19 protein-coding genes are annotated in these 21,496 nt (G+C 44.0%); 15 read left to right on the top strand and 4 right to left on the bottom strand.

The window, feature by feature from the left end; genetic code table 11:
* The first annotated feature begins 1 nt into the window (after position 1).
* The gene (locus AB5Z12_RS03325; RefSeq protein WP_368368556.1) at positions 2-112 is read left to right on the top strand and encodes an HAD family hydrolase; all 111 of its coding nucleotides are present in this window, start codon (positions 2-4) and stop codon (positions 110-112) included.
* 6 nt (positions 113-118) lie between these two features.
* Here AB5Z12_RS03325 and AB5Z12_RS03320 read toward each other — a convergent pair whose 3' ends face one another.
* Together AB5Z12_RS03320 and AB5Z12_RS03315 are read right to left on the bottom strand one after the other, a co-directional pair.
* Positions 119-202, bottom strand: coding sequence for a DUF6783 domain-containing protein (locus tag AB5Z12_RS03320; protein ID WP_368072524.1), 84 nt, complete (start codon positions 200-202; stop codon positions 119-121).
* Between the two features lie 21 nt (positions 203-223).
* Positions 224-913: a FadR/GntR family transcriptional regulator gene (locus AB5Z12_RS03315; protein ID WP_195380075.1), complete on the bottom strand. Its 690-nt coding sequence runs from the start codon at positions 911-913 to the stop codon at positions 224-226.
* A 279-nt stretch (positions 914-1,192) separates the two neighbouring features.
* Here AB5Z12_RS03315 and AB5Z12_RS03310 point away from each other — a divergent pair, with 279 nt between their 5' ends.
* From AB5Z12_RS03310 to AB5Z12_RS03260, 11 genes are all read left to right on the top strand, one after another.
* Positions 1,193-2,548 carry a GntP family permease gene (locus AB5Z12_RS03310; protein WP_237963596.1) on the top strand — a complete coding sequence of 452 codons (1,356 nt, stop codon included), beginning with the start codon at positions 1,193-1,195 and terminating at the stop codon, positions 2,546-2,548.
* Between the two features lie 13 nt (positions 2,549-2,561).
* Complete coding sequence (locus AB5Z12_RS03305) at positions 2,562-2,798, top strand: HPr family phosphocarrier protein (RefSeq protein WP_118577612.1); 237 nt, start codon at positions 2,562-2,564, stop codon at positions 2,796-2,798.
* A gap of 18 nt (positions 2,799-2,816) precedes the next feature.
* The gene (gene ilvD / locus AB5Z12_RS03300) at positions 2,817-4,562 is read left to right on the top strand and encodes a dihydroxy-acid dehydratase (protein WP_187565239.1); all 1,746 of its coding nucleotides are present in this window, start codon (positions 2,817-2,819) and stop codon (positions 4,560-4,562) included.
* Between the two features lie 2 nt (positions 4,563-4,564).
* On the top strand, positions 4,565-5,617 hold the full coding sequence (locus AB5Z12_RS03295; protein ID WP_368356897.1) for a sugar kinase: 1,053 nt from the start codon (positions 4,565-4,567) through the stop codon (positions 5,615-5,617).
* A 15-nt stretch (positions 5,618-5,632) separates the two neighbouring features.
* Entirely contained in the window at positions 5,633-6,271 is a 639-nt protein-coding gene (locus AB5Z12_RS03290; RefSeq protein WP_173718054.1) for a bifunctional 4-hydroxy-2-oxoglutarate aldolase/2-dehydro-3-deoxy-phosphogluconate aldolase, read from the top strand.
* Positions 6,272-6,472: 201 nt separating this feature from the next.
* Entirely contained in the window at positions 6,473-8,005 is a 1,533-nt protein-coding gene (locus tag AB5Z12_RS03285) for a sugar ABC transporter ATP-binding protein (RefSeq protein WP_148461522.1), read from the top strand.
* Positions 7,998-9,014, top strand: coding sequence for an ABC transporter permease (locus AB5Z12_RS03280; RefSeq protein ID WP_148461523.1), 1,017 nt, complete (start codon positions 7,998-8,000; stop codon positions 9,012-9,014). The genes AB5Z12_RS03285 and AB5Z12_RS03280 overlap by 8 nt, the downstream gene beginning before the upstream one ends.
* Positions 9,015-9,152: 138 nt before the next feature.
* Positions 9,153-10,085 (top strand): ABC transporter substrate-binding protein, encoded by a 933-nt coding sequence (locus tag AB5Z12_RS03275; RefSeq protein ID WP_148461524.1) that lies wholly within the window; start codon positions 9,153-9,155, stop codon positions 10,083-10,085.
* Between the two features lie 213 nt (positions 10,086-10,298).
* Positions 10,299-11,945, top strand: coding sequence for a response regulator (locus AB5Z12_RS03270; protein ID WP_173715745.1), 1,647 nt, complete (start codon positions 10,299-10,301; stop codon positions 11,943-11,945).
* Positions 11,946-11,952: 7 nt separating this feature from the next.
* Positions 11,953-13,002 carry a sensor histidine kinase gene (locus AB5Z12_RS03265; protein WP_148461526.1) on the top strand — a complete coding sequence of 350 codons (1,050 nt, stop codon included), beginning with the start codon at positions 11,953-11,955 and terminating at the stop codon, positions 13,000-13,002.
* Positions 12,999-14,483, top strand: coding sequence for an ATP-binding cassette domain-containing protein (locus AB5Z12_RS03260; RefSeq protein ID WP_173769877.1), 1,485 nt, complete (start codon positions 12,999-13,001; stop codon positions 14,481-14,483). The genes AB5Z12_RS03265 and AB5Z12_RS03260 overlap by 4 nt, the downstream gene beginning before the upstream one ends.
* Before the next feature lie 243 nt (positions 14,484-14,726).
* On the opposite strand, the gene AB5Z12_RS03255 is transcribed toward AB5Z12_RS03260, so the two are convergent.
* On the bottom strand, positions 14,727-17,138 hold the full coding sequence (locus AB5Z12_RS03255) for a glycoside hydrolase family 3 N-terminal domain-containing protein (protein WP_368356896.1): 2,412 nt from the start codon (positions 17,136-17,138) through the stop codon (positions 14,727-14,729).
* Between the two features lie 306 nt (positions 17,139-17,444).
* Between AB5Z12_RS03255 and AB5Z12_RS03250 the strand changes: the two genes are divergently transcribed.
* Entirely contained in the window at positions 17,445-18,368 is a 924-nt protein-coding gene (locus tag AB5Z12_RS03250) for a helix-turn-helix domain-containing protein (protein ID WP_368356895.1), read from the top strand.
* A gap of 103 nt (positions 18,369-18,471) precedes the next feature.
* Here AB5Z12_RS03250 and AB5Z12_RS03245 read toward each other — a convergent pair whose 3' ends face one another.
* The gene (locus AB5Z12_RS03245) at positions 18,472-19,212 is read right to left on the bottom strand and encodes a 1-acyl-sn-glycerol-3-phosphate acyltransferase (protein WP_118577600.1); all 741 of its coding nucleotides are present in this window, start codon (positions 19,210-19,212) and stop codon (positions 18,472-18,474) included.
* A 202-nt stretch (positions 19,213-19,414) separates the two neighbouring features.
* Here AB5Z12_RS03245 and AB5Z12_RS03240 point away from each other — a divergent pair, with 202 nt between their 5' ends.
* Together AB5Z12_RS03240 and AB5Z12_RS03235 are read left to right on the top strand one after the other, a co-directional pair.
* Positions 19,415-19,861 (top strand): protease complex subunit PrcB family protein, encoded by a 447-nt coding sequence (locus AB5Z12_RS03240; protein ID WP_368356894.1) that lies wholly within the window; start codon positions 19,415-19,417, stop codon positions 19,859-19,861.
* A gap of 29 nt (positions 19,862-19,890) precedes the next feature.
* Complete coding sequence (locus AB5Z12_RS03235) at positions 19,891-21,447, top strand: SPOCS domain-containing protein (protein WP_368356893.1); 1,557 nt, start codon at positions 19,891-19,893, stop codon at positions 21,445-21,447.
* Positions 21,448-21,496 lie beyond the last annotated feature (49 nt).

Below are 21,496 nucleotides of genomic sequence, written 5' to 3'. Positions count from 1 at the left end.
AATGGGAAATGCGAAAGAAAGTGTAAAGCGTGCAGCAGATGAGATAACATCAGACTGCGATGAAGATGGTGCAGCTGTGTTTTTAGAGAGATATTGCCAGGTAGCCTTGTAATAAAGGCTACCTGGCAATATAAACGTGTAATCGCATCCGGGCGAATCGCCCACAAATTGTGACGCACATCTTGCAGAAAGCCTTTTTCAAACACGCTCTGGCTCTCTGGTTTCACTTTCCAATCATCTGAATTCTCTTACGGTTATAAACCAGATGCAGATACATGGCATCCTGTGCGCGGAGCGGGTCATGTGCGGCAATGGCATCCGCAATCTCACGGTGGGTCTCGATGGTTTCTTCCAGCAGTGTACCTCTGGTGGTCTCTACAAACAGAGGGATTGAGCTGTTAATCACAGGAACCAGTCTTGGAACCACAACGTTTTTGCTGCTCAAAGCAATGGCTGCATGAAAATCTATATCCTTTTGTGTATGGTCTTCATGTTTTTTTAATAAGTCTTCTACTTCATCGCAAAGCGCGGTGATTTTTTTTATGTCTTTTTTATCGGCGCGTGTGGCTGCCATTGCAGCAATAGGGGGTTCAAGGAGAAAGCGCACTTCCAGAAGGTCATTGATCAGCTTTTGCTTATTGCCGATAAAGGTAAAGCCTAGTGGGTCATCCACCATTCCGGGGGAAGAAGCAATATAGGTACCAGAGCCCTGTCGGATTGTAACAATATTTCGGGATGCGAGAAGCTTCATGGCTTCCCGGACAGAACTTCTTCCTGCATTCAGACGTTCTGAGAGAATGGTTTCATTCGGTAATTTATCTCCTGGTTGTAAGTTTTCTTCTAAAATAAGTGCAATAATGTCCTCTGATATTTTTTGAGGAAGACTTTTTTCTTCTGATAACAAATTCGTCATATGATTTACTCCATTTCTGATGTGATAATTCCTGTATCTTATGATAATGTTTTTTGAAATCAATGTCAAAATGCTAAATTGCACAAAAATAAATACAAAAATTTAGATAAAATTCCGTATTGCGTTTTTGGAGAATAGAATATATTATAAATACATCAGATGAATTCGAATAAAAAGACAGCAACTAAAGGAAAAATGACGTAAAAGCCACCTAAAAGGTCAGATGAATTCATAGGAAGATTGTAAAACATCAGATGAATCAAGGAGGTAAAAGGAAAAATGGAAGAAACAACTTTTGCGGCGGATCCAATGCGGCTGATGATCGCGGCGGCGGTGGGAATTGTGATTCTGCTGGTACTGATCATCAAATTTAAGCTTCATCCGGTTCTGTCAATGATGATTTCCGCAATCATCATTGGAGCGGGAGCAGGAATGCCGCTTACGATGATCTCGGACACGGTAGAAAAAGGTGTTGGAAAGACACTACAGGGAATTGCGCTTCTGGTAGGCCTGGGTTCCATGTTTGGCGGAATCCTGGAGGTAAGCGGAGGAGCCCAGAGAATCGCAGAGACATTGATCAGTAAATTTGGCCAGAAAAAAGCCGGCTGGGCACTTGGACTTACAGGACTTGTAATTGGTACCACCGTATTTTTTGAAGCTGGTGTTGTGGTATTGATCCCATTGGTGTTCAGCGTTGCGAAACAGACCAGAAAATCCACCCTGTATTATGCGATTCCCCTTCTTTCCGGTCTGGCAAGTGGCTATGCTTTTGTTCCGCCGTCTGCTGGCTCGGTACTTGTGGCAAATGCACTTGGCGTGAATCTGGGAACCATGATCATGGTAGGAGTTCCGACAGCGCTGATCTGTATGATGGTTTCCGGAATTTTCTGGGGAAGCTTTGTTGGCAATAAGATTTACACAGAGCTTCCGGCAAATGTGGAAGAGATTAAAGACGATGGAAAAGACCTTCCGCCCTTTGGACTGGTCTTAGGGGTGATACTGATTCCACTGGTTCTGATTCTTCTAAGCACGTTATCCAAGTATATGCCGCTTCCGGAAGGAGTAAAGGATGTTCTGGGATTCATAGGAAAACCATTCCTTGCATTAACCATTGCAACGCTGGCATCTATGTACTTCCTTGGAATCAAACGAGGATTTACAGGAGCCCAGTTAAAGAAAATCCTGGATCATTCACTCAGACCGGTAGGTATGATTCTTCTGGTCATTGCCAGCGGTGGAGTGATCCGATGGATGCTTCAGGATTCCGGCCTTGGAAATATTATCGGACCGGTGCTGGAGAAGAGTGGGCTTCCATTGATCTTGATCGCATTTCTCATTGCACTTCTGGTCAGAGCTTCTGTAGGAAGTTCAATTGTAGCGATGACAATGGCATCCGGAATTATGGCAACCATGCCGGCTGTAATGGGTACCAGCATGCTTTACAGAGCTGCTATGTGCTGTGCAATCTGTGGCGGCGCAACTGCACTGAGCCATGTGAATGATGCAGGCTTCTGGCTGGTAACCTCATTCCTTGAGATCGACGAAAAGACAACCCTGAAATCTTGGACGATCATGGAGACACTGATCGGTGTTACGGCACTTATTGTAAGCTTTATTGTTTCAATCTTTGCATAGGAGGCAGGACGCAATGATAAAGATACCGGTTTATTTAAGAGATATGTGTGATGCCAAGCATCTGGTGCAGGCTGCATCAGGATGTGAGAAAAATGTAGATCTGATCTGTGGAAGATATATTGTAGATGCGAAATCAATGCTGGGGGTGTTCAGTCTTCCCACATTTGATGATGTAGAACTTGGAGCAGAAGAAGAGGACGAAGAGAAACTCAGGAAAACACTGGAAAGTTTAAAGCTTATCAGAGAATAAAAAATGGAGGAAAAAATCATGCAGTTAAAAAGTCAGGAAATGAGAAAACTTGCACCGGAGCTTGATCCGCTGCGCATTGGAACAGGCTGGACAAAAGAAGATCTTGGAAAAGTCCAGGTTATGGTTGAAAGCACCTATGGTGACAGCCATCCGGGAAGCGGACATTTGAATATCCTTGTAGAAGAAGTCCGCAAAGGAATCGCAGAAGAAGGCGGTTTCGGAGCACGTTATAACTGTACCGATATCTGCGACGGTGAAAGCCAGGGAACAGATGGAATCAACTACAGTCTGGCCAGCCGTGAGATGATCGCCAATATGATCGAGATCCATGCAAATGCTACTCCTTTTGACGCAGGTGTATACCTTTCAAGCTGTGATAAAGGTGTTCCGGGAAATCTGATGGGACTTGCCAGAGTAAACATTCCTTCCGTATTTGTTCCAGGTGGAACCATGAATGCCGGACCAGAAATGCTGACACTGGAGCAGCTTGGAATGTACAGCGCAAAATTTGAGCGTGGTGAAATTGATGAAGAGAAGCTTGACTGGGCAAAATGCAATGCATGCCCAAGCTGTGGAGCATGTTCCTTTATCGGAACTGCCTCTACCATGCAGATCATGGCAGAGGCACTTGGACTTGCACTTCCAGGCACAGCCCTGATGCCAGCAACCAGCCCTGACCTTCTTGATTTTGCAAGAGAAGCTGGAAGACAGGCAGTGAGAATTGCTCAGATGGAAAACATGCGTCCTTCTGACATTGTGACTATGGACAGCTTTGAGAATGCAATCCTTGTCCATGCTGCAATTTCAGGAAGTACAAACTGCCTGCTTCATATTCCGGCAATCGCTCATGAATTTGGCATTGAGATCACTGGTGATACATTTGACAAGCTGCACAGAAATGCAAGATATCTTCTGGATGTACGTCCGGCAGGTCGCTGGCCTGCAGAGTGCTTCTATTATGCAGGTGGTGTACCGGCAATCATGGAAGAAATCAAAGAGCATCTTCACCTAGATGTCATGACTGTTACAGGAAAGACATTAGGAGAAAACCTGGAAGAACTGAAGAACAACGGATTCTATGAAAAATGTGATAAATGGCTTCAGGAGTTTAACAAACGTTACCATGTAAATGTTACGAAGGAAGACATCATCCGTCCATATGACAAAGCAATCGGAACAGATGGAAGCATTGCAGTCCTTCGTGGAAACCTTGCTCCGGAAGGTGCCGTGATCAAACACACTGCATGCCCGAAGGAAATGTTTAAATCTGTTCTCCGCGCAAGACCATTTGACAGCGAAGAAGAATGTCTGGATGCAGTCCTGAAGCATAAGGTTCAGAAGGGTGATGCAGTCTTCATCCGTTACGAGGGACCAAAGGGAAGCGGAATGCCGGAAATGTTCTACACTTCTGAGGCAATCAGCAGTGATAAGGAACTTGGAAAGAGCATTGCCCTGATCACAGACGGACGTTTCTCAGGAGCATCTACCGGCCCGGTTATTGGACACTGCAGCCCGGAGGCTGTTGACGGAGGTCCGATCGCTCTTGTGGAAGAGGGAGACCTTATCGAAATTGATGTTATGGAAAGGAAACTGAATATCATCGGAATCGCAGGAGAACGCAAGTCTATGGAGGAAATCGACCAGATTCTTGCAGAAAGACGTAAAAACTGGAAAACACGTGAAATGAAATACAAAAAAGGTGTCCTGAGACTTTTCAGCCAGCATGCTGCAAGTCCAATGAAGGGAGCTTATCTGGAGTATTGATTATGAAGCATAAATTTATTACCATCGGCGAGATCATGCTTCGGCTGACTCCGCCGGATTATGAAAAAATCAGAACAGCAACATCTTTTGAAGCGAGATATGGGGGAAGTGAGGCCAACGTGGCCCTTTCCCTTGCAAATCTTGGCGTAGATGCATCATTCTTTACAGTAGTTCCGGGAAACAGCCTTGGAAAAAGCGCTGTACGTATGCTGCGAAGCAATGACGTAAATTGTGACAGCGTAGTTTATTCAACAGAAGAAGAGACACCGACACATCGCCTTGGAACCTATTATCTGGAGACAGGTTACGGAATCCGTCCGAGTAAAGTGGTTTATGACAGAAAACACAGTGCTTTTTCAGAGTATGACTTCAGTAAAACAGATGTGAAGAAGCTTCTGGAAGGTTACACCTGGCTTCATCTGAGCGGAATCACTCCGGCACTTGGAAAAAGCTGCAGTGAACTAATCCTGACCTGCCTGAAAACAGCAAAGGAAAATGGCATGACCGTCAGCTTTGACGGAAATTTCAGAAGTACATTGTGGAGCTGGGAGGAAGCAAGAGATTTCTGTACCCTCTGTCTTCCATACGTAGATGTTCTCTTTGGAATCGAGCCTTACCACATCTGGAAAAATGAAGAAGATCATACAGCTGGTGATGTAAAGGATGGTGTTCCCTTCCAGCCGGACCGTGAACAGCAGGAAAAAGTCTTCAGGGCCTTTGTAGAGAGATATCCGAATATCAAATGCATTGCAAGACATGTGCGTTTTGCACACAGCTGCAGTGAGAACAGTCTTATGGCTTATCTCTGGTTAAACGGAAAGATTTATGAAAGCAAACGGCTTACCTTCCATATTCTTGATCGTGTTGGAGGTGGAGATGCATTCGTAAGCGGTATTATTTATGCCCTGATGAATGAATATACACCGGAGGATATTGTGAACTTTGGTGTTGCAGCCAGTGCAGTGAAGCATACCATTCATGGTGACGGAAATATTACAGATGATGTTTCTCTGATCAGACATGTAATGGAAATGAATTTTGATATAAAAAGATAACGAAAGGAAATTCAAATGATGGATATAGCAGAAAAGTTTCAGAAGCTTGGTGTTGTTCCGGTAGTTGTACTGGAAGATACAAAAGATGCAGTACCCCTTGCCAAGGCACTTGTTGAAGGTGGACTTCCATGTGCAGAGGTAACTTTCCGTACAGAGGCAGCAGAAGAATCAATCCGTCTGATGACAGAACAATTTCCGGAGATGCTTGTAGGAGCAGGAACTGTTCTTACCAGAGAGCAGGTGGATGCAGCTGTAGCAGCTGGTGCGAAGTTTATTGTAAGCCCTGGATTTGATCCGGAGATTGTAGATTACTGTCTGGAAAAAGAAATTCCTGTTTTCCCAGGCTGCATCACACCGTCTGAGGTTGCACAGGCAGTAAAAAGAGGCCTTAAGGTGGTAAAATTCTTCCCGGCAGAACCAGCAGGCGGAGTTTCCATGATCAAGGCTATGGCTGCACCTTATGTGGGAATTAAGTTTATGCCCACTGGCGGTATCAATGCAAAAAATCTGGAAGACTATCTTTCCTTTGACAAAATTATATGCTGCGGCGGAAGCTGGATGGTAAAAGGAGAGCTTGTAAATAACGGAGAATTTGACAAGATCAGAGAACTGACAGCAGAAGCACGAAAACTGGTTGATTCCATCCGAAAATAATCGGAGGTATTACACATATTCATATTCACAAAAAACAGGATCCTGCATGAAAACAGGGTCCTGTTTTTTACACACATACCCTTCATACAATAAAAAAACCCCTATAAACCCAAACTCTCCCCCTCTATCCCAACCCCATCGTATGAGTTAAGATAATATCAACAAAGGAAAACAAAAACAAATAAATAAGGAGGGAATGGAATGAATGAGGTCATTGTCTCCATGAACAATATCAGCAAAAGTTTCCCGGGTGTTAAGGCTCTGGATCATGTAAAATTTGAGCTGCGTTCTGGAGAAGTCATGGCGCTGCTGGGAGAAAATGGAGCCGGAAAATCGACCCTGATGAAAATCCTCAGCGGTGTATATACCAGAGACGAAGGAACGATGGAAATCTTCGGAAAATCCTATGACGACCTAACACCAAAGCAGGCCCAGGAAGCAGGAGTAGCCATTATCCATCAGGAATTGAACATGTGCAGGCACTTAACAGTAACGGAGAACATGTTCCTTGGAAGAGAAGTAAAAGGTGGTTTATCCTTAAATAATGCGAAGATGCGGAAAGAAGCCAAGAGGGTTCTGGACGATCTTCGAATCGACATCAGTCCGGATCAGATCGTAGGAGATCTGCCAGTATCCAAACAGCAGATGGTTGAAATTGCAAAAGCACTTTCCATCGATGCAAGGATCCTGATCATGGACGAGCCTACATCCTCTCTGACAGCAAAAGAAATTGATGATCTTTTCCGTATCATCCGAAAGCTGAGGGACGAAGGAAGAGGAATCGTATACATTTCACACAGACTGGAAGAACTGTCCCATATCGTGGACAGAGTTACCATCATGCGAGATGGACAATACATAACAGACGGTAATTTCAAAGACATGGACATGGACTACATTATCAAAAATATGGTAGGCCGTGAAATCAAAGAAAAATTCCCGAGAGTGGAATGCAGGAAAGGCAAGAAGATTTTTGAAGTGAAAAATCTCAATGCCGGAAAAATGGTCCGAGATATCAACTTCTCTTTATATGAAGGCGAGATCGTAGGATTTGCGGGACTGATGGGAGCCGGAAGAACGGAGACTACAAGAGCCATCTTCGGTGTTGATCCGAAAGACAGCGGAGAGTTTTATGTGGATGGTAAAAAAATCGAAGTCAACTGTCCAATGGATGCCATTCGAAACGGTGTTGTGCTTGCTCCTGAGGATCGTAAAAAAGACGGTCTCTGTACGAAACTGAGCATCCGTCAGAACCTGGCACTGCCAAATCTTGACCTTGTATGCAATAAGATGGGTGTGATAAACTCAGGAAAAGAAGATGCTCTTTGCGAAAAAGCAGTGAAGGATCTCCAGATTAAAACACCGAATGTGGAAATTGATTCCGGCAATCTTTCTGGTGGAAACCAGCAGAAAGTAGTTGTTGGAAAATGGCTCGCAAGAGATTCAAGGGTTGTTATCTTTGATGAGCCCACAAGAGGAATTGATGTTGGCGCAAAGGTAGAAATTTACAATCTGATGAATGAGCTGAAAAAACAGGGAATTGCAGTTATGTTTGTATCCTCTGAAATGCCGGAGGTCATGGGAATTGCAGACCGTATCATCGTAATGTGTGACGGACGTATCACCGGTGAGGTTTCAGCAAGGGAAGCCACCCAGGACGAGATCCTTACAATGGCAACATCCTTTGAAAACAAGAGTATTAAGGAAACTGAGGGAGGAAGTAAAAATGAATAGTAAACAGCAACGCCCTTTAAAGAAATTATTGGGAATCAGGGGAATGGGGGCAGCACTTACCGCATTCGTGGGGCTGATCATTATTTATATCGCATTTGGTATCATTAACCCGGCGGTTTTTTCAGGACAGAATATGTTGAACCTGCTGCGTTCCATGTCCAAGTACCTGTTGATCGGTATTGCACAAAGTTACGTACTGATCACTGGAAACATTGACCTGTCAATCGGATCCATGGTCGGAATGAGCGCCATGATCGCAGCTACCTTAATGACAACAGGAATGGTACCATTCCTTGCAATTGTGATCGCACTTATTGCCTGTCTGGTAGTTGGTGTGGTAAATGGATATCTGGTTGGAAAATTTAAACTCCCTCCATTTATTGCAACTCTGGGAACCATGTTCGTAGCACGAGGAATTGCCTACATGGTAAACGGAAACAGAAATACAGATGCCATTGCAACAGGTGTTGGAAAAGAAACGGCTGATGCATTCCAAAATTGTTTTTATTACGGTAAAACGCTTGGCATTTATAACACATTCTGGATCGCACTTGTTATTTTTGTTATATTTTTCTTTATCTTATCCAAGACACGTACAGGCCGTCATATTTACGCAATCGGTTCTAACGTGGACGCGGCAAAGCTTTCTGGTGTAAACGTAGTTTCCACCACAGTAAAGACTTATCTGGTAAGCTCCGTATGCTCCTGTGTAGTTGGTCTTATCCTTTGCGCACAGGCTGGTATGGGAAATATGGAAGCTGGAAACATGTACGAGATGTATGGCGTAGCAGCCGGCGTAATCGGTGGCGTTTCCCCACTTGGAGGAACTGGAATCCTTCTTGGAACCTTCGCAGGTGCAGCTGTCTGGCAGACTCTGGAAAATGGTCTGAACATGATCGGTGCACAAGTTGGTATCCAGCGAGTTGTAATCGGCGTGATCGTAGTTGCAGCCGTATTGCTGGATGTAGTTGTAAGAAACGGACAGTTTGGCAAACACAGAAAAAAATAACCGCAAGAAAACAGTATTTTTCACAGGAAAATGAAATCGACAACTGAATATGGGAGATGTAAAATAATTTCATGAAACTAAACCGCAAATGGAGAAGGCGGGTAGTTATAAAAAATAATTTTTAGGAGGATTTTTACAATGAAAAGAAAACTTTTAGCTATGGTATGTGCAGTATCTATGATCGCTTCCCTTGGAGCAGCTACTGTTTATGCATCAGATGATGTTAAGGCTACAGGCGATGAGAAAATTGCGCTGATCACAATGGACTCTATCGACCAGCACTGGATCACCCTGAACGAAGGCGCTCAGGAAGAAGCAAAAGAGCTTGGTGTAACAGTTGACTTCATGTCCCCGAATACAAAAGATGACGCTCAGCAGATCGAGTGTGTAAACAATGCAGTAGCAGGCGGTTATGATGCAATCATGGTTGCTGCAAACGGACCAGACGCTATTTCTTCCGCACTTCAGGAAGCAAAAGATCAGGGAATTAAGATCGTATATGTTGATTCCCCTGCAAATGTAGAGGCAGAAGCTACTTTCTCCACAGACAATGAGGCAGCTGGAACAACAGCAGGAGAAGAGATGAAGAAGGCGCTTGAGGATGCTGGTATTACATCTGGTAAAATCGGTATCATTAATGTAAACGCAGCTACTGATTCCTGCGTAAACCGTGAGGAAGGCTTCCGCGCAGCATTTGACGGCACAGACTTCGAGATCATGGAAACCCAGTACGGCGAAGGTGATGCTGCAAAATCCCAGAGTATCGCAGAGAACTACATTACACAGGGTGTTGTTGGTATCTTCGGATGTAATGAAGGCTCCACAACTGGTGCCGGAAATGCCATCAAAGCAGCTGGAAACGCTGACATCATCGGTGTTGGTTTTGATAAATCTGACGCGATTCTGAACCTGATCGACGACGGATATCTTCTTTGCACAATGGCTCAGAACCCAGATGTTATGGGATCTGAAGGCGTAAAAGCAGCTGTAAAAGCAATCAACGGCGAGGAACTCGGCGGAGAAGTTACAGATACAGGTGTATCTGTGATCACAAAGGATTCTGATAAATAATCTGAAATAAAAGGAATATTGTTCATGGAACGTCATGGATATGATGACGGCTGGGGCAGTAATTATAAGGAGCAAGAAACCGTCGGTTTTTCCGGCGGTTTTCTTGCTTAAAATGCTGAAATGGATTATTATTAGAAGTAAGAAAAAGTGGAGAGAGTTTCTAAAAAAATGGGGAAATTTCTTCACAGTAATCATGTAATGGGGACGGAGAACATGGAGATTTTAAAGGTAGTAATTGCAGATGATGAGGTGCGGATCTGCCAGCTGATCCAGGCACTGATCGACTGGGATTCTATGGGAATGAAGGTGGTGGGAATCGCCCACAACGGAGAGGAAGCCTGCGAAATGGTACGGCAGACACAGCCGGATATTCTGATCACAGATATCCGCATGCCAGGCTGCAGTGGCCTGGAGCTGGTAAAAAGGGTGAAGGAGCTGGATTCCGCTCTGGAAGTAATCATAATCAGCGGTTACGCCCATTTCGAGTATGCACAGCAGGCTATCAGTTACGGTGTGGGACATTATCTTCTGAAGCCGGTAAACAAGGGGGAACTGACTGCTACCCTGCAGAAATTGCAGAAAAAGATCGGGGAGCGCAAGGAGTCGGAACTGAATCATCAGGAGCTTGTAAATAAGGCGAAAAGGGATGATGACCATTTACGGGCAAATCTGATCGACCGGCTGCTGGATCAGCCGGATATGCCGGTTTCACAGGACACATTGACGAGCATTTATCATCTGAAAGCAAGACAGGGAGTGTACCAGGCGTTTTGTGTAAAAGTGGATTATGGAAGAAAGATCATTTCTGGCGGCAGAATGGATGGAACAACAGGTCTGGCTGGCGCACGAGAGATCAGCTCCACTTCCAGTGAAATCCTTATGGAAAAAGTACGTGAGGTCCTGGAACGAAATCTGAAAAAAGACAGCCGCGAATTAGTTCTTCTGATTCGTGATGACTATTGCTACGGTATTCTTAACTATCCGGAAAGTGAGAAGGAATCCATCCGCCGGAGCATGAAGAGCAGCCTTACCCAGATGGAAATCCAGAAAAATATGTTTCAGCATGTAAGCTTTTCCATGGCAGTTGGAGCTGCATACAAAGAGGCAGAGCATTTGGCTGACTCTATGCAGGAAGCCCGAAAACTGATCCAGGAAAGGCTGGTAAAAGGGGACGGACGGGTTCTTGACTGTCTGGGAAAAGCTTCAGAAATCCAGGAGAGCGAGTTGCTGAAAAAGTATCTTCGTGAGATTACTCATGCCGTAGAAATTTCCAGCATTCAGAATGCAGCAGAAGCAGTAGAGGATTTGCAGGATACGGTAAATAAGGCGAAAGAAATTCGTGGCAGCGAGATTTTTGAACTGGTGTATGCAGCAGCTGATATTTTTGCGGCAAGTATTCGGATTCCAGAGCGTACTGCTACTGTGGAGGAATTCCGTAAACAGTGTGATAAATGTGGAAAAATAGAGGAAATTTTTTCCTGTCTTGGGGATTTCCAGAAAAAATATATCCAGGAGCAGGCTGAACGCTATGAAACTGATACTATCCGCCCGGTTCGCAAGGCAAAGGAATATATCCAGAACCATTTCAGTGATCCGCTGACTTTAGAGGAAGTCAGCGAGATAGTGGGACTTAGCACTGCTTATTTCAGTGCCTTATTCAAGAAGACAGAAGGAGAAGGTTTTGCAAAATATCTGATCAACGTGAGAATGGAACAGGCCAAGCTACTCCTTCGGGAATCCAATCTTCCAGTAACAGAAATCTGCAGGAGGGTAGGATATAACGATCCGAAACATTTCACACATACCTTTGAGAAAGCGGCAGGGGTGAAACCCTCTACATATAGAAAATTGTATGGATAAATCAAAAATGAAATTTAAAGAAAAACTGAAATACATATCCAACCGGGCTCTTGTCCTGGGAACGGTAGTCTTCGGGAGTTTTATTATTCTGGCGGTAATTCAGCTGTTATTGGCATATAAAGGCGAAACACCCTGGTGGATGGCCATAATTATAACAATATTTGCAATTTTGTTTCCGATTGTATTCTGGCTGTGGATTCACCGCCCTTACATGCGCTGTGAAAAAATGACGGATCGTTTTCTGGATGGTTATATTTTTTCCGAAAAAGAAGATATGGAACTCTTGAACCTGACTCCAAGCATCCAGAAGCAGATGAAAATGGTAGACCGCATTGTGCGTTCTCCCCAGTATATGGATCTGAACAAAAGACAGGCTCAGTACCTGGCTTTGCAGAATCAGATCAATCCCCACTTTCTTTACAATACACTGGAAAGCATCCGTGGAGAAGCTATTATTGCAGGTCTGGACAGCGTTGCAGATATGACAGAAGCCCTGGCAAGATTTTTCCGTTACACCATTACCAAGGTGGAGAATCTGGTTTCTGTGGAGGAAGAACTGGATAACTGTGAGACTTATTTTGGAATTCAGAAATATCGTTTCGGGGACCGGCTGCAGCTTCATATTGATTATGATATTGCAGAGTATGAAAAGATCATGAACTGCAGAATCCCCAAACTGACGTTGCAGCCGATTCTGGAAAACAGCATTATCCATGGCGTGGAGCTGAAGGTTGGCGGTGGAAATCTTTATATCCGTTTTCAGTGTACAAAGGATCGCCTGCTCATCCGTATTTCAGACGATGGGGTGGGAATGGACGAGATGACTTTAGCAAAGCTGAACCAGAAGCTGGGCAAGTCAACCAAGGCCATTCACGACAATGAAGAAAAACAGGGCGGAATTGCTCTGGTGAATGTGAATAACAGAATCCATTTGATCTTTGGGGATGAATATGGCATGCATGTTTATTCTGTACCAGGAGAAGGAACAGATGTGGAGATCACCATCCCTATACTTACTGACGACAGACAGGTGAAAAACAGGAGCGTGTTGGTATGAGAAACGAAGTTCTCAGAATGGAGCGTGTGACGTATAAAGAGGATGAGGTTGTGAAGCTGGAGGACTTCAATCTTCAGATTTTTCAGGGAGAGATTATGGGATTTATGCCTGTTAACAGTCATGGAAAAACAGCTCTTCTGAAGCTTCTGGAACGGAATCTTCCCCTCTATGACGGTTATATTTATTATGGAGGGGAAAAGGTAAACACCTGGAAAGAGAATTACAAGGCAGCAAACAGGATCAGCATTATCCAGGAGAAAAGTTCTCTGGCAGGAAATCTGAACATTGCAGATAATATTTTTGTCCTGCGTCCGGGCTTTCGCCAGTGGGTGATCCGCACAAAGATCCTGAACCGGCAGATGGAACCTTTTTTAGAAGATATCGGAATGGACATTCCCCTTAATAAAGATGTGGAGAAGCTTTCTACTTTTGAACGGATCATTGTAGAATTGCTCCGGGCTGTGATTATGGGATATCATCTGATCGTGCTGGACGAAGTTGGAGCCCTTGTCAGTGATGATGAGTTGAAAAAGCTCCATGGAATTATCCGTCGTTATGTGAAAAAAGGGTTTTCTTTTCTTTATATCTGTTCTCATCTGGAAGAGATTTCCAGTATCTGTGACAGATGTGCGCTGTTTACCAATGGAAGAATCCAGAAGATTCTGGAAAGAGAGGAGCTGTTCAATGATCCGCCCGTAACTTACATGACGGAATATAACGACATGGTCCGTTATCATACGGAAAAAAGGGAAGGGCAGCAGGCTGCACCGGTTGTTTTTCAATGGAAGGGCTACGGAGAGGATGCAGCCTGCAATTTTTCCTTTGATGTGCATAAAGGAGAATGCCTGGCCGTACAGATTATGGATGCCAGGGGAATGGAGGAGCTACGGAAGATTCTGACCGGAGATATTTTACCGGAAAGTGGAGAAATCCTGTTGAATGGGAAGCAGACAGAGATTCCGGGAAATGGCAGGATTGCAGTAATCCAGGAACGTACTACAAAAACCATGATTTTTCCGAAACTGGATTATATGAATAATCTCTGTATTTGTCTGGCAGAAAAAGTTCCTTCAATCTGGCACAACAAACGTCTTCAGAAAAGTATTCGGAATGAATACAGTCCCATATTAGGGACAGATGTTTTTGAAATGCCGGTGGAGGAACTGAGTGAAAAGCAGAAGTATCAGCTGGTGTATACAAGAGTATTTTTGCAGAAACCGGAGATTCTGTTTTGTATTCAGCCTTTCTGCGGCGCTGATCTTGCTCACAGGATGTTTATCTGGAGTATGTTGGAAAAGTTCCTGGATAAGGGGATTTCGGTGGTGATCTTATCTTTGAATTTATCGGATTCCCTGGCTATGGCAGATCGCCTGTTGATTCTTGGGGAGAATGGGGAAAAGAGGGAAATTGCAAGAGAAAATTTTCATAAGATTACATCGCCGGTGCCCTGGCTGCACATGTATCTGTCAGAGAGAAAATAAAATATAATACTAATAATTCGGATTGTATTTTCAAACACGCTCCAGAGCCTAAATAAGAAGCCCATGGCAACAGAAATAAAATTGCCATGGGTTTCTTTATAACTAAAATTCAATTGTTTTACTTGTACTCGCGTCCACTTTCCTGTCTGCGGATAAGAAGTATCCTTCGCTTGCAAATTGGCCAACTGCAATTAATTATAAGTTGCAAAAATTTATTATTGTGAAATATGAGATTACACTTTATTAGTCAATCTTCAGAATCAGTTCCAGCACCCGTCTCGCGCAGTGCTCTAATTCCGGGCGGCCAAGCTGTCCCATTTCCATGGCCTTTTTCACACGCTCGGGGAAACCGGTTCCCATTTTTACGTCATTTCCGGCCTTGATTTCTTTGTAATGTTCAGCTCTTGTCCACCAGTCGGTTGTAACCATGCCCTTGAAGCCCCACTCGCCGCGGAGAACATCTTCCAGAAGCTCGCGATTCTCAGAAGCGCGGTGACCATTGATTGCATTGTAGGAGGACATGATGGTCCATGGCTGTGCCTCTTTTACAATGATCTCGAAACCTTTAAGATAGATCTCACGAAGTGCACGCTCGGAAACACGGGAATCGCTGTGCTTTCTGTTGGTCTCTTTGTTATTTGCTGCGAAATGCTTCACAGAAGCTGCAATGTGCTGGGACTGGATACCTTTTACCATAGCTGCGCCCATCTTTCCGGCAATCAGCGGATCCTCGGAATAGTACTCGAAGTTTCTTCCGCAAAGAGGATTTCTGTGGATATTTACTGCTGGGGTAAGCCATACAGCAAGATTGTTCTCCTTCACTTCTTCGGCACCAGCCTGTCCAACCTGCTGAACAAGAGCCGGGTTCCAGGTGCATGCAAGAAGTGTCGCGCAAGGCCATGCTGTTGTGTTCATGCTGCATTCCCCGCTGATACGAAGTCCGGCTGGACCGTCTGCTGTCATAATGGATGGAACGCCGTAATCCGGAAGATTTCCAAAACCGAAGGTATTGGAAACACCTACGTTTGGCTGTCCTCCAAGAAGATGAATCAGATCGTCATCGCTTAACTGTGCCATAAAATCATCCAGGGAAAGCCTGCCTTCTGCTACATCAATAAACTGCTTTCTGCCAAAGTTGTCGAAAAGTGTGCCACGTGCACAGCAGCGGACTGCAGGGGTAATACCTTCCTCAGTGCCCGGCTCCATTTTCTCAAATACGCATTCGTTCATGTCATTGCATGCAGACTGTGGAAGCTCCTCAAAACTGCCGTCAGAGAGCATACGCTCTTTCAGGCTGGTTGGAACAAGATGAGCTGTCAGCTGCTTTGTGATTACATTTTCAGCCAGTTCCATTGTCAGGATGCTCTCCTTGGTGTCGCGCACAGAAGTTCCAATATAGAACTTATAAGTACCTTTTTCCAGAATATATGCGGATTTCTTGATTTTTCCAAGGTCATCGTAGGAAGCCATGTCAGCCTTTGCAAAGGAAAGGCGGATCTGCTGTGTCTCGCCTGGCTGAAGAAGACGGGTTTTTGCAAAAGCGGCAAGCTGGCGGGCTGGTTTCTTCAGAAGTCCCTGTGGAGCTTCGAAATAAATCTGGACAACTTCTTTTCCAGCCAGGTTACCGGTGTTGGTCACCTGAACCTCAGCGAAAATCTGATCCTCTGTTTCCCACATAGCGATGGTGTCCAGGCCAAAGGTGGTGTAGGAAAGTCCATATCCAAATGGATAGATTACTTTTTCCTGTGCTCCTGGAAGAGTTTCAAAATAGCGGTAGCCTACATAAATATCTTCCGTATAGTTTACATAATCAAAAGACTCATGGAAGTTGGCAGTGGATGGATAATCATTTACGTCTGCGGCAAAAGTGTCAGCCAGCTTACCGGAAGGATTTCCTTTGCCGGTGAGAAGCTCCGCCATGGCAAGTCCGCCTTCCATGCCTCCTTGCCATCCAAGAAGAGCGGAGGAAATCCGGTCGTCATTTTTTACCCAGGAAAGATCCATGATTCCGCCGATGTTGAGAACTACCACGATATCATCGAAGCGTTCTTTTACCATGGAAAGCATTTCTTTCTCACGGGCAGTGAGATAGAAGTCGCCATCCGGGAAAATTTCGCCGGAAATTTTCGGCATGGTGGTTTCCGTATCCCATGGATTAAATTCGTTGTTGCATTCAATACTGGAACGGTCCCAGCCTTCACCGGAAAAACGGCTGATCACAACAACAGCAACGTCAGCAAATGCTTTTGCGCCGTCAGCAAGTTCTGGGGAAAGCTCTGGCTCTATCGTCATTCCTGGTGCGGCACCCTTTTCATACTGGTGCTGGATATCGGTGCGGTAAAATGCGGATAATGGCTCATAGATCTGAACGGCGCCTTCCTGCATTTTCAGCCCGTCGTAAAGGTTGTGTACATAAGAAACCATAACATCGCCGCTTCCGCCGCCTCCTTTTACATAATCGAAGCTGCCCTTGCCAAAAAGGGCGATGCGTGTGCCCTCAGCAAGAGGAAGCAGATAATTCTCATTTTTTAAAAGAACCATACCTTCCTTGGCGGCTTCTTTGGAAAGAAGGATATGTTCTTTGCTTGCGGTAACACGGCCGCTTTCCTTAAGGGGAAGGTTTGGCTGGAATTTAACTCTGGTCCATTTGTTCATTGTGGGATGTCCTCCTGTAGATAAATTTATAATTAGAAAGTTTTTTTCGTGTAGTTGCCTTGATATTGCTATTGTACTGGAAAAAGCGGTGGTGTACTAGATGGTTTATTGCTTCTTTTATAGGTCTTTCTTGATATTATAGATGAAATATTATATATTATCATAAAGAATAAATGGTATATTTTGATTTTAAACCTGTGGCATAAATGTTGTATTTTGATTTTAAACCTGCAGCATAAGTGTTGCGTATTTTTGATGAGGATGGAAGTCGGGAAATTTGAGTGAAAAAAGAAGATGAGGCATACTATGAGAGCAGAATATGAAAACGTGCTGGATGATCATTTGGGGAAAATTCATTTTACATATGTAAATACCTGGGATGAATTGTTACCGGCGCACTGGCATGAGCATTTGGAAATTATTTATGTGCTTGGCGGCGAGATTACAGCATCTATTAATGATGTGAGTTATGAGTTGGAAAAAGGGGATATTTTTCTGGTAAATTCCAATGATATCCATTATACCTACACGCATGAGGATGCCAGGTATTATCTTTTACAGATCCCGCCGGTTCATCTGGAAAGAATTTCTGCAAAGTGGAAGGGACTGAAATTTCAGGAGCTTATAAGGTCGAAATCAGCTGACGCATGTGTTCAGGGAGAACAACTGGAGAATGTGCAGGGAAAGGGACTTGTGGAGATGAGGGAGAATCGAAAGTCTACAAATCGGGCTGATGATCTGTATGATCAGTTGAGAGACGTATTTCGGAAAATTGCAGGCTTTTATGAAGAAAAAAAAGAAGGCTATCATCTTCTGGTGCTTTCTGCTGTTTACCGTTTACTTTATTTTCTTTATACAGAAGGAATCAGGAGTGAGGAAGATACAGAAAACGCTCACGGCACTTTGCGAGACTTGGAGCGGATGAAGTTATGCATGGAATTTGTCCGGGAACATTATGGGGAAAGAATTTCCCTTGCCGATGCTGCAGGGCTTTTGGCCATTACACCAGAGCATTTCTGTCGCCTTTTTCGCAAATATACAGGACAGACCTTCCTGGCTTATGTAAATCAGATCCGCATGGAGCATTTCCACACAGATCTTCTGGAGACAGATAAAAATATAACATTTCTTCTGGATAAAAACGGGATTACCAATTACAAAGGTTTTTTGCGAAAATTTAAGGAAGCTTATGGGGAATCGCCGAAGGAAGTAAGGAGAAGAAAAAACTGAAATATTAGAAATTCATGCTTTTAAACCCGTTGAAAATGAAAAAAGCAGGACAGCCTTAAATTCTTTATGTAAAGGTCTGTCCTGCCAGTTGGAAGCTGACGCATTATAACTGCGCTTTATTTTTTACCAGCATTTCATGAATGATATTCTGTGTATAAGCACCCAGATGTTTTTTGTCCTCTTTTTCCAGCTGGTCTATGTAGATTGGTTTGCCATATTCCAGGATAACGTGGGTTTTCTTAACTCTTGGAAAATGGTTTTCCCAGATATCAGCGGAGCCGCTGATCGCCATCGGGATGATCGGACAGTTTGTCTTTGCGGCAATTTTGAAGCTGCCCTCATGGAATGGAAGCATGTCCAGTTCATCTTCATTTTTGTTTCGTGTACCCTCTGGAAAAATGCAGATGGAAATGCCGGATTTCACTTTCTCAATAGCAGTGAGAATGGTTTTCAGTCCCTGCTTAAGGTCATTACGGTCAAGAAACAGGCAGTGAAGACGTTTCATCCAGGTAGAAAGCAGAGGAACCTTTTCCATCTCTTTTTTTGCGATATAGCCGGTACGGATGGGGCAGCGTGGATAAGTGATCGGTACATCAAAAAAGCTTCTGTGATTTCCGATATAAAGAACCGGCACATCAGTTGGTACATTTTCCTCTCCGATAACAGTCAGCTTCACACCGGATATCCACAGGATAAAACGAAATACTGCCTGAACGATCCGAAGAGAGCTGATTTCCTTTGCCATAGGATTGAATTTGCCGATGATCCATTCTACAAAGAGAATGGGAATGGATAAAATCAGGAATCCAACCACTACGATCACGCATAAAATAAAACGAATCATATGATTTTCCTTTCTTTGATCTGTGCCTCATGCGTAGGAAGCATGTTTTGGCATATTGTTTATGTCTATTATATGTAATTTGAAAAATTCTTGCAATAAATCTTTTTTATTCCTCATACAATAAAATAAATGGAGATTGCTGTTTGCTGTGTTTAAAGGCTGAGCATCAGATGAACAGCAACGAGACATCTGAGGTGGCAGAATGAAAAAAACAAAAGCAGTTCTTCTGGGAGTAATTTTGTGGTCACTGCTTTTGATCAGTGGATGCAATTTTATCCGCATTGAGGAAGAGCCGCGGAAGCCTCTGGAGTATTCCATTGTAAAAAATGAAGAGATACCGGCAGAACTGGCTGCCCTGATACAGGAGAAAAAGAAGAATGAATTTCAGCTGACCTATCAATGTGAAAAAGACTTGCTTCTTGTAAAAGGATACGGGGAGCAAATGAGCGGAGGTTACAGTATTTCCGTGGAAGAACTGGGGTGGACTTCCCAGGCTGTTTTTTTCCGGACAATGCTGCTGGGGCCATCAGACGAGAAAATAACGATCAGTCCGCCTTCCTATCCTTACATCGTGGTGAAGACGGAATACCGAAAAGAACCTGTGATTTTTGAACGCTTTACTGAAAAAAGCGAAAATGATGCAATATAGCAGTCTGGTGAAAAAAGGAGTGGAAAATCGTGGAATTAAGAAAAGAAAGTGTGCAGATGCTTCAGATAAAAAGCCGTGCAGCCAGCCAGGTAACGTTTGATACAGATTATAATGTACCAGATGCAAAGCCGGATGTGGGACGACTGATCCAGAGCAAGGGTGACATTTCCATGGATGAAGTGCGTCTCAGCGAGGGCAAGGCATTTATCAGCGGAAACTTGAATGTGGATATTCTCTATGTGGGGGAAGAAAACCAGAAGGTGAGCAGTCTGGGGGCAAAACTGTCTTTTGATGAGACATTGAACCTGGAAGGGATTGCAAGTGGGGATAAAATGTGCCTGAAGTGGGAGATTGAGGATCTCAGCGTGCACATGATTCATTCCCGAAAACTAAACATAAAAGCAATTGTTACCTTTTATGCAGTGGTAGATGAAATGGCAGGAATTCAGCTTCCGGTGGAAATCAGTGAGGAGGGAATTTCAGTAAAAAGGAAGAAAGTCCGTTTAATGAGTCTTATGGTACATAAAAAGGACACTATGCGGATTAAGGATGAAGTGACTTTAGTGTCCAATAAACCGAACATTGAACAGCTTTTGTGGTATACCATTGATGTCCGTGGAATGGATTTGCGTCCAGAGGATAATGTGGTGAAAGCAAGAGGAGAACTGTCAGTTTTTGTCCTTTATTCGGGAGAAGATGAGGAAAATCCGCTTCAGTGGGCAGAGTATGTGCTGCCGTTTAATACGGAAGTGGAGTGTACTGGTTGTATGGGAGAGATGATTCCAAATATTGGCTTTTCTGTTATGCATCAGAGCATTGAAGTAAAACCGGATTCCGATGGGGAAGAACGGGTAATGAGTGTAGACACGGTGCTGGAACTGGACATGAAGCTTTACCGCGAAGAAGAGCATGACCTGATTCTGGATGTGTACTCACCTTTGAAAGAATGCATTCCTCAGGGAAAAGAGATGTGTCTGGAAAGTCTCCTGGTACGGAATGACTCCAAATGCCGCGTATCTGACCGTATTGAACTGAAGGAAAGCCAGGGGAAAATCCTGCAGATCTGTCACAGCCAGGGACGTGTAAAGGTTGAGAAAACGAAAATTGTAGAAAATGGAATCCAGGCTGATGGAATTGTATTTATGAAAATTCTGTATATTACAGGAAATGATGAAATGCCATTCTATTCTGTTGATGGAATGATCCCTTTTTCCCATATAATTGAGGCAAACGGGATCAACGAGGACAGTATCTTTTTTCTGCAGGCAGATCTGGAACAGCTGTCAACGTCTATGATCGACAGCAATGAGATTGAGGTGAAGGCTGTGATCAGTCTCAATGTGCTGGTGCTTCAGTGTGAAAACCGGATGATCATAAGCAAAGTGGAGGAGCGTCCCCTTGATATGGAGAAAATCCAGGCAATGCCGGGAATCACGGTGTATGTGGTGAAAAATGGGGATTCTATGTGGGATATTGCGAAAAGATTTTATACTACAGTGGAGGAAATCTGTGAGCTGAATGAACTGGAAGAGGACAGAGTTGTGCCTGGAATGCCGCTGCTGTTGGTGAAGAAGGTGGAAGGGTAAGGCTGCTTTCTGTTTACTGCATATATTTGGAGAAAACCTTTTCAAACAT

This window comes from Ruminococcus sp. RTP21358st1_G6_RTP21358_211008, from assembly GCF_040908885.1.
Classification (GTDB): domain Bacteria; phylum Bacillota; class Clostridia; order Lachnospirales; family Lachnospiraceae; genus Blautia_A; species Blautia_A faecis.
This window is presented reverse-complemented; position numbering and strand designations above follow the sequence as displayed.

Excerpts from the sequence above, each read along its gene's own strand:
- AB5Z12_RS03285 (WP_148461522.1), top strand. The coding sequence starts at position 6,473 with ATGAATGAGGTCATTGTCTCCATGAACAATATCAGCAAAAGTTTCCCG.
- AB5Z12_RS03295 (WP_368356897.1), top strand. The coding sequence starts at position 4,565 with ATGAAGCATAAATTTATTACCATCGGCGAGATCATGCTTCGGCTGACT.
- AB5Z12_RS03255 (WP_368356896.1), bottom strand. The coding sequence starts at position 17,138 with ATGAACAAATGGACCAGAGTTAAATTCCAGCCAAACCTTCCCCTTAAG.
- AB5Z12_RS03245 (WP_118577600.1), bottom strand. The coding sequence starts at position 19,212 with ATGATTCGTTTTATTTTATGCGTGATCGTAGTGGTTGGATTCCTGATT.
- AB5Z12_RS03280 (WP_148461523.1), top strand. The coding sequence starts at position 7,998 with ATGAATAGTAAACAGCAACGCCCTTTAAAGAAATTATTGGGAATCAGG.
- AB5Z12_RS03275 (WP_148461524.1), top strand. The coding sequence starts at position 9,153 with ATGAAAAGAAAACTTTTAGCTATGGTATGTGCAGTATCTATGATCGCT.
- AB5Z12_RS03270 (WP_173715745.1), top strand. The coding sequence starts at position 10,299 with ATGGAGATTTTAAAGGTAGTAATTGCAGATGATGAGGTGCGGATCTGC.
- AB5Z12_RS03260 (WP_173769877.1), top strand. The coding sequence starts at position 12,999 with ATGAGAAACGAAGTTCTCAGAATGGAGCGTGTGACGTATAAAGAGGAT.
- AB5Z12_RS03265 (WP_148461526.1), top strand. The coding sequence starts at position 11,953 with ATGAAATTTAAAGAAAAACTGAAATACATATCCAACCGGGCTCTTGTC.
- AB5Z12_RS03315 (WP_195380075.1), bottom strand. The coding sequence starts at position 913 with ATGACGAATTTGTTATCAGAAGAAAAAAGTCTTCCTCAAAAAATATCA.
- AB5Z12_RS03250 (WP_368356895.1), top strand. The coding sequence starts at position 17,445 with ATGAGAGCAGAATATGAAAACGTGCTGGATGATCATTTGGGGAAAATT.
- AB5Z12_RS03240 (WP_368356894.1), top strand. The coding sequence starts at position 19,415 with ATGAAAAAAACAAAAGCAGTTCTTCTGGGAGTAATTTTGTGGTCACTG.
- AB5Z12_RS03310 (WP_237963596.1), top strand. The coding sequence starts at position 1,193 with ATGGAAGAAACAACTTTTGCGGCGGATCCAATGCGGCTGATGATCGCG.
- AB5Z12_RS03305 (WP_118577612.1), top strand. The coding sequence starts at position 2,562 with ATGATAAAGATACCGGTTTATTTAAGAGATATGTGTGATGCCAAGCAT.
- ilvD (WP_187565239.1), top strand. The coding sequence starts at position 2,817 with ATGCAGTTAAAAAGTCAGGAAATGAGAAAACTTGCACCGGAGCTTGAT.
- AB5Z12_RS03325 (WP_368368556.1), top strand. The coding sequence starts at position 2 with ATGGGAAATGCGAAAGAAAGTGTAAAGCGTGCAGCAGATGAGATAACA.
- AB5Z12_RS03290 (WP_173718054.1), top strand. The coding sequence starts at position 5,633 with ATGATGGATATAGCAGAAAAGTTTCAGAAGCTTGGTGTTGTTCCGGTA.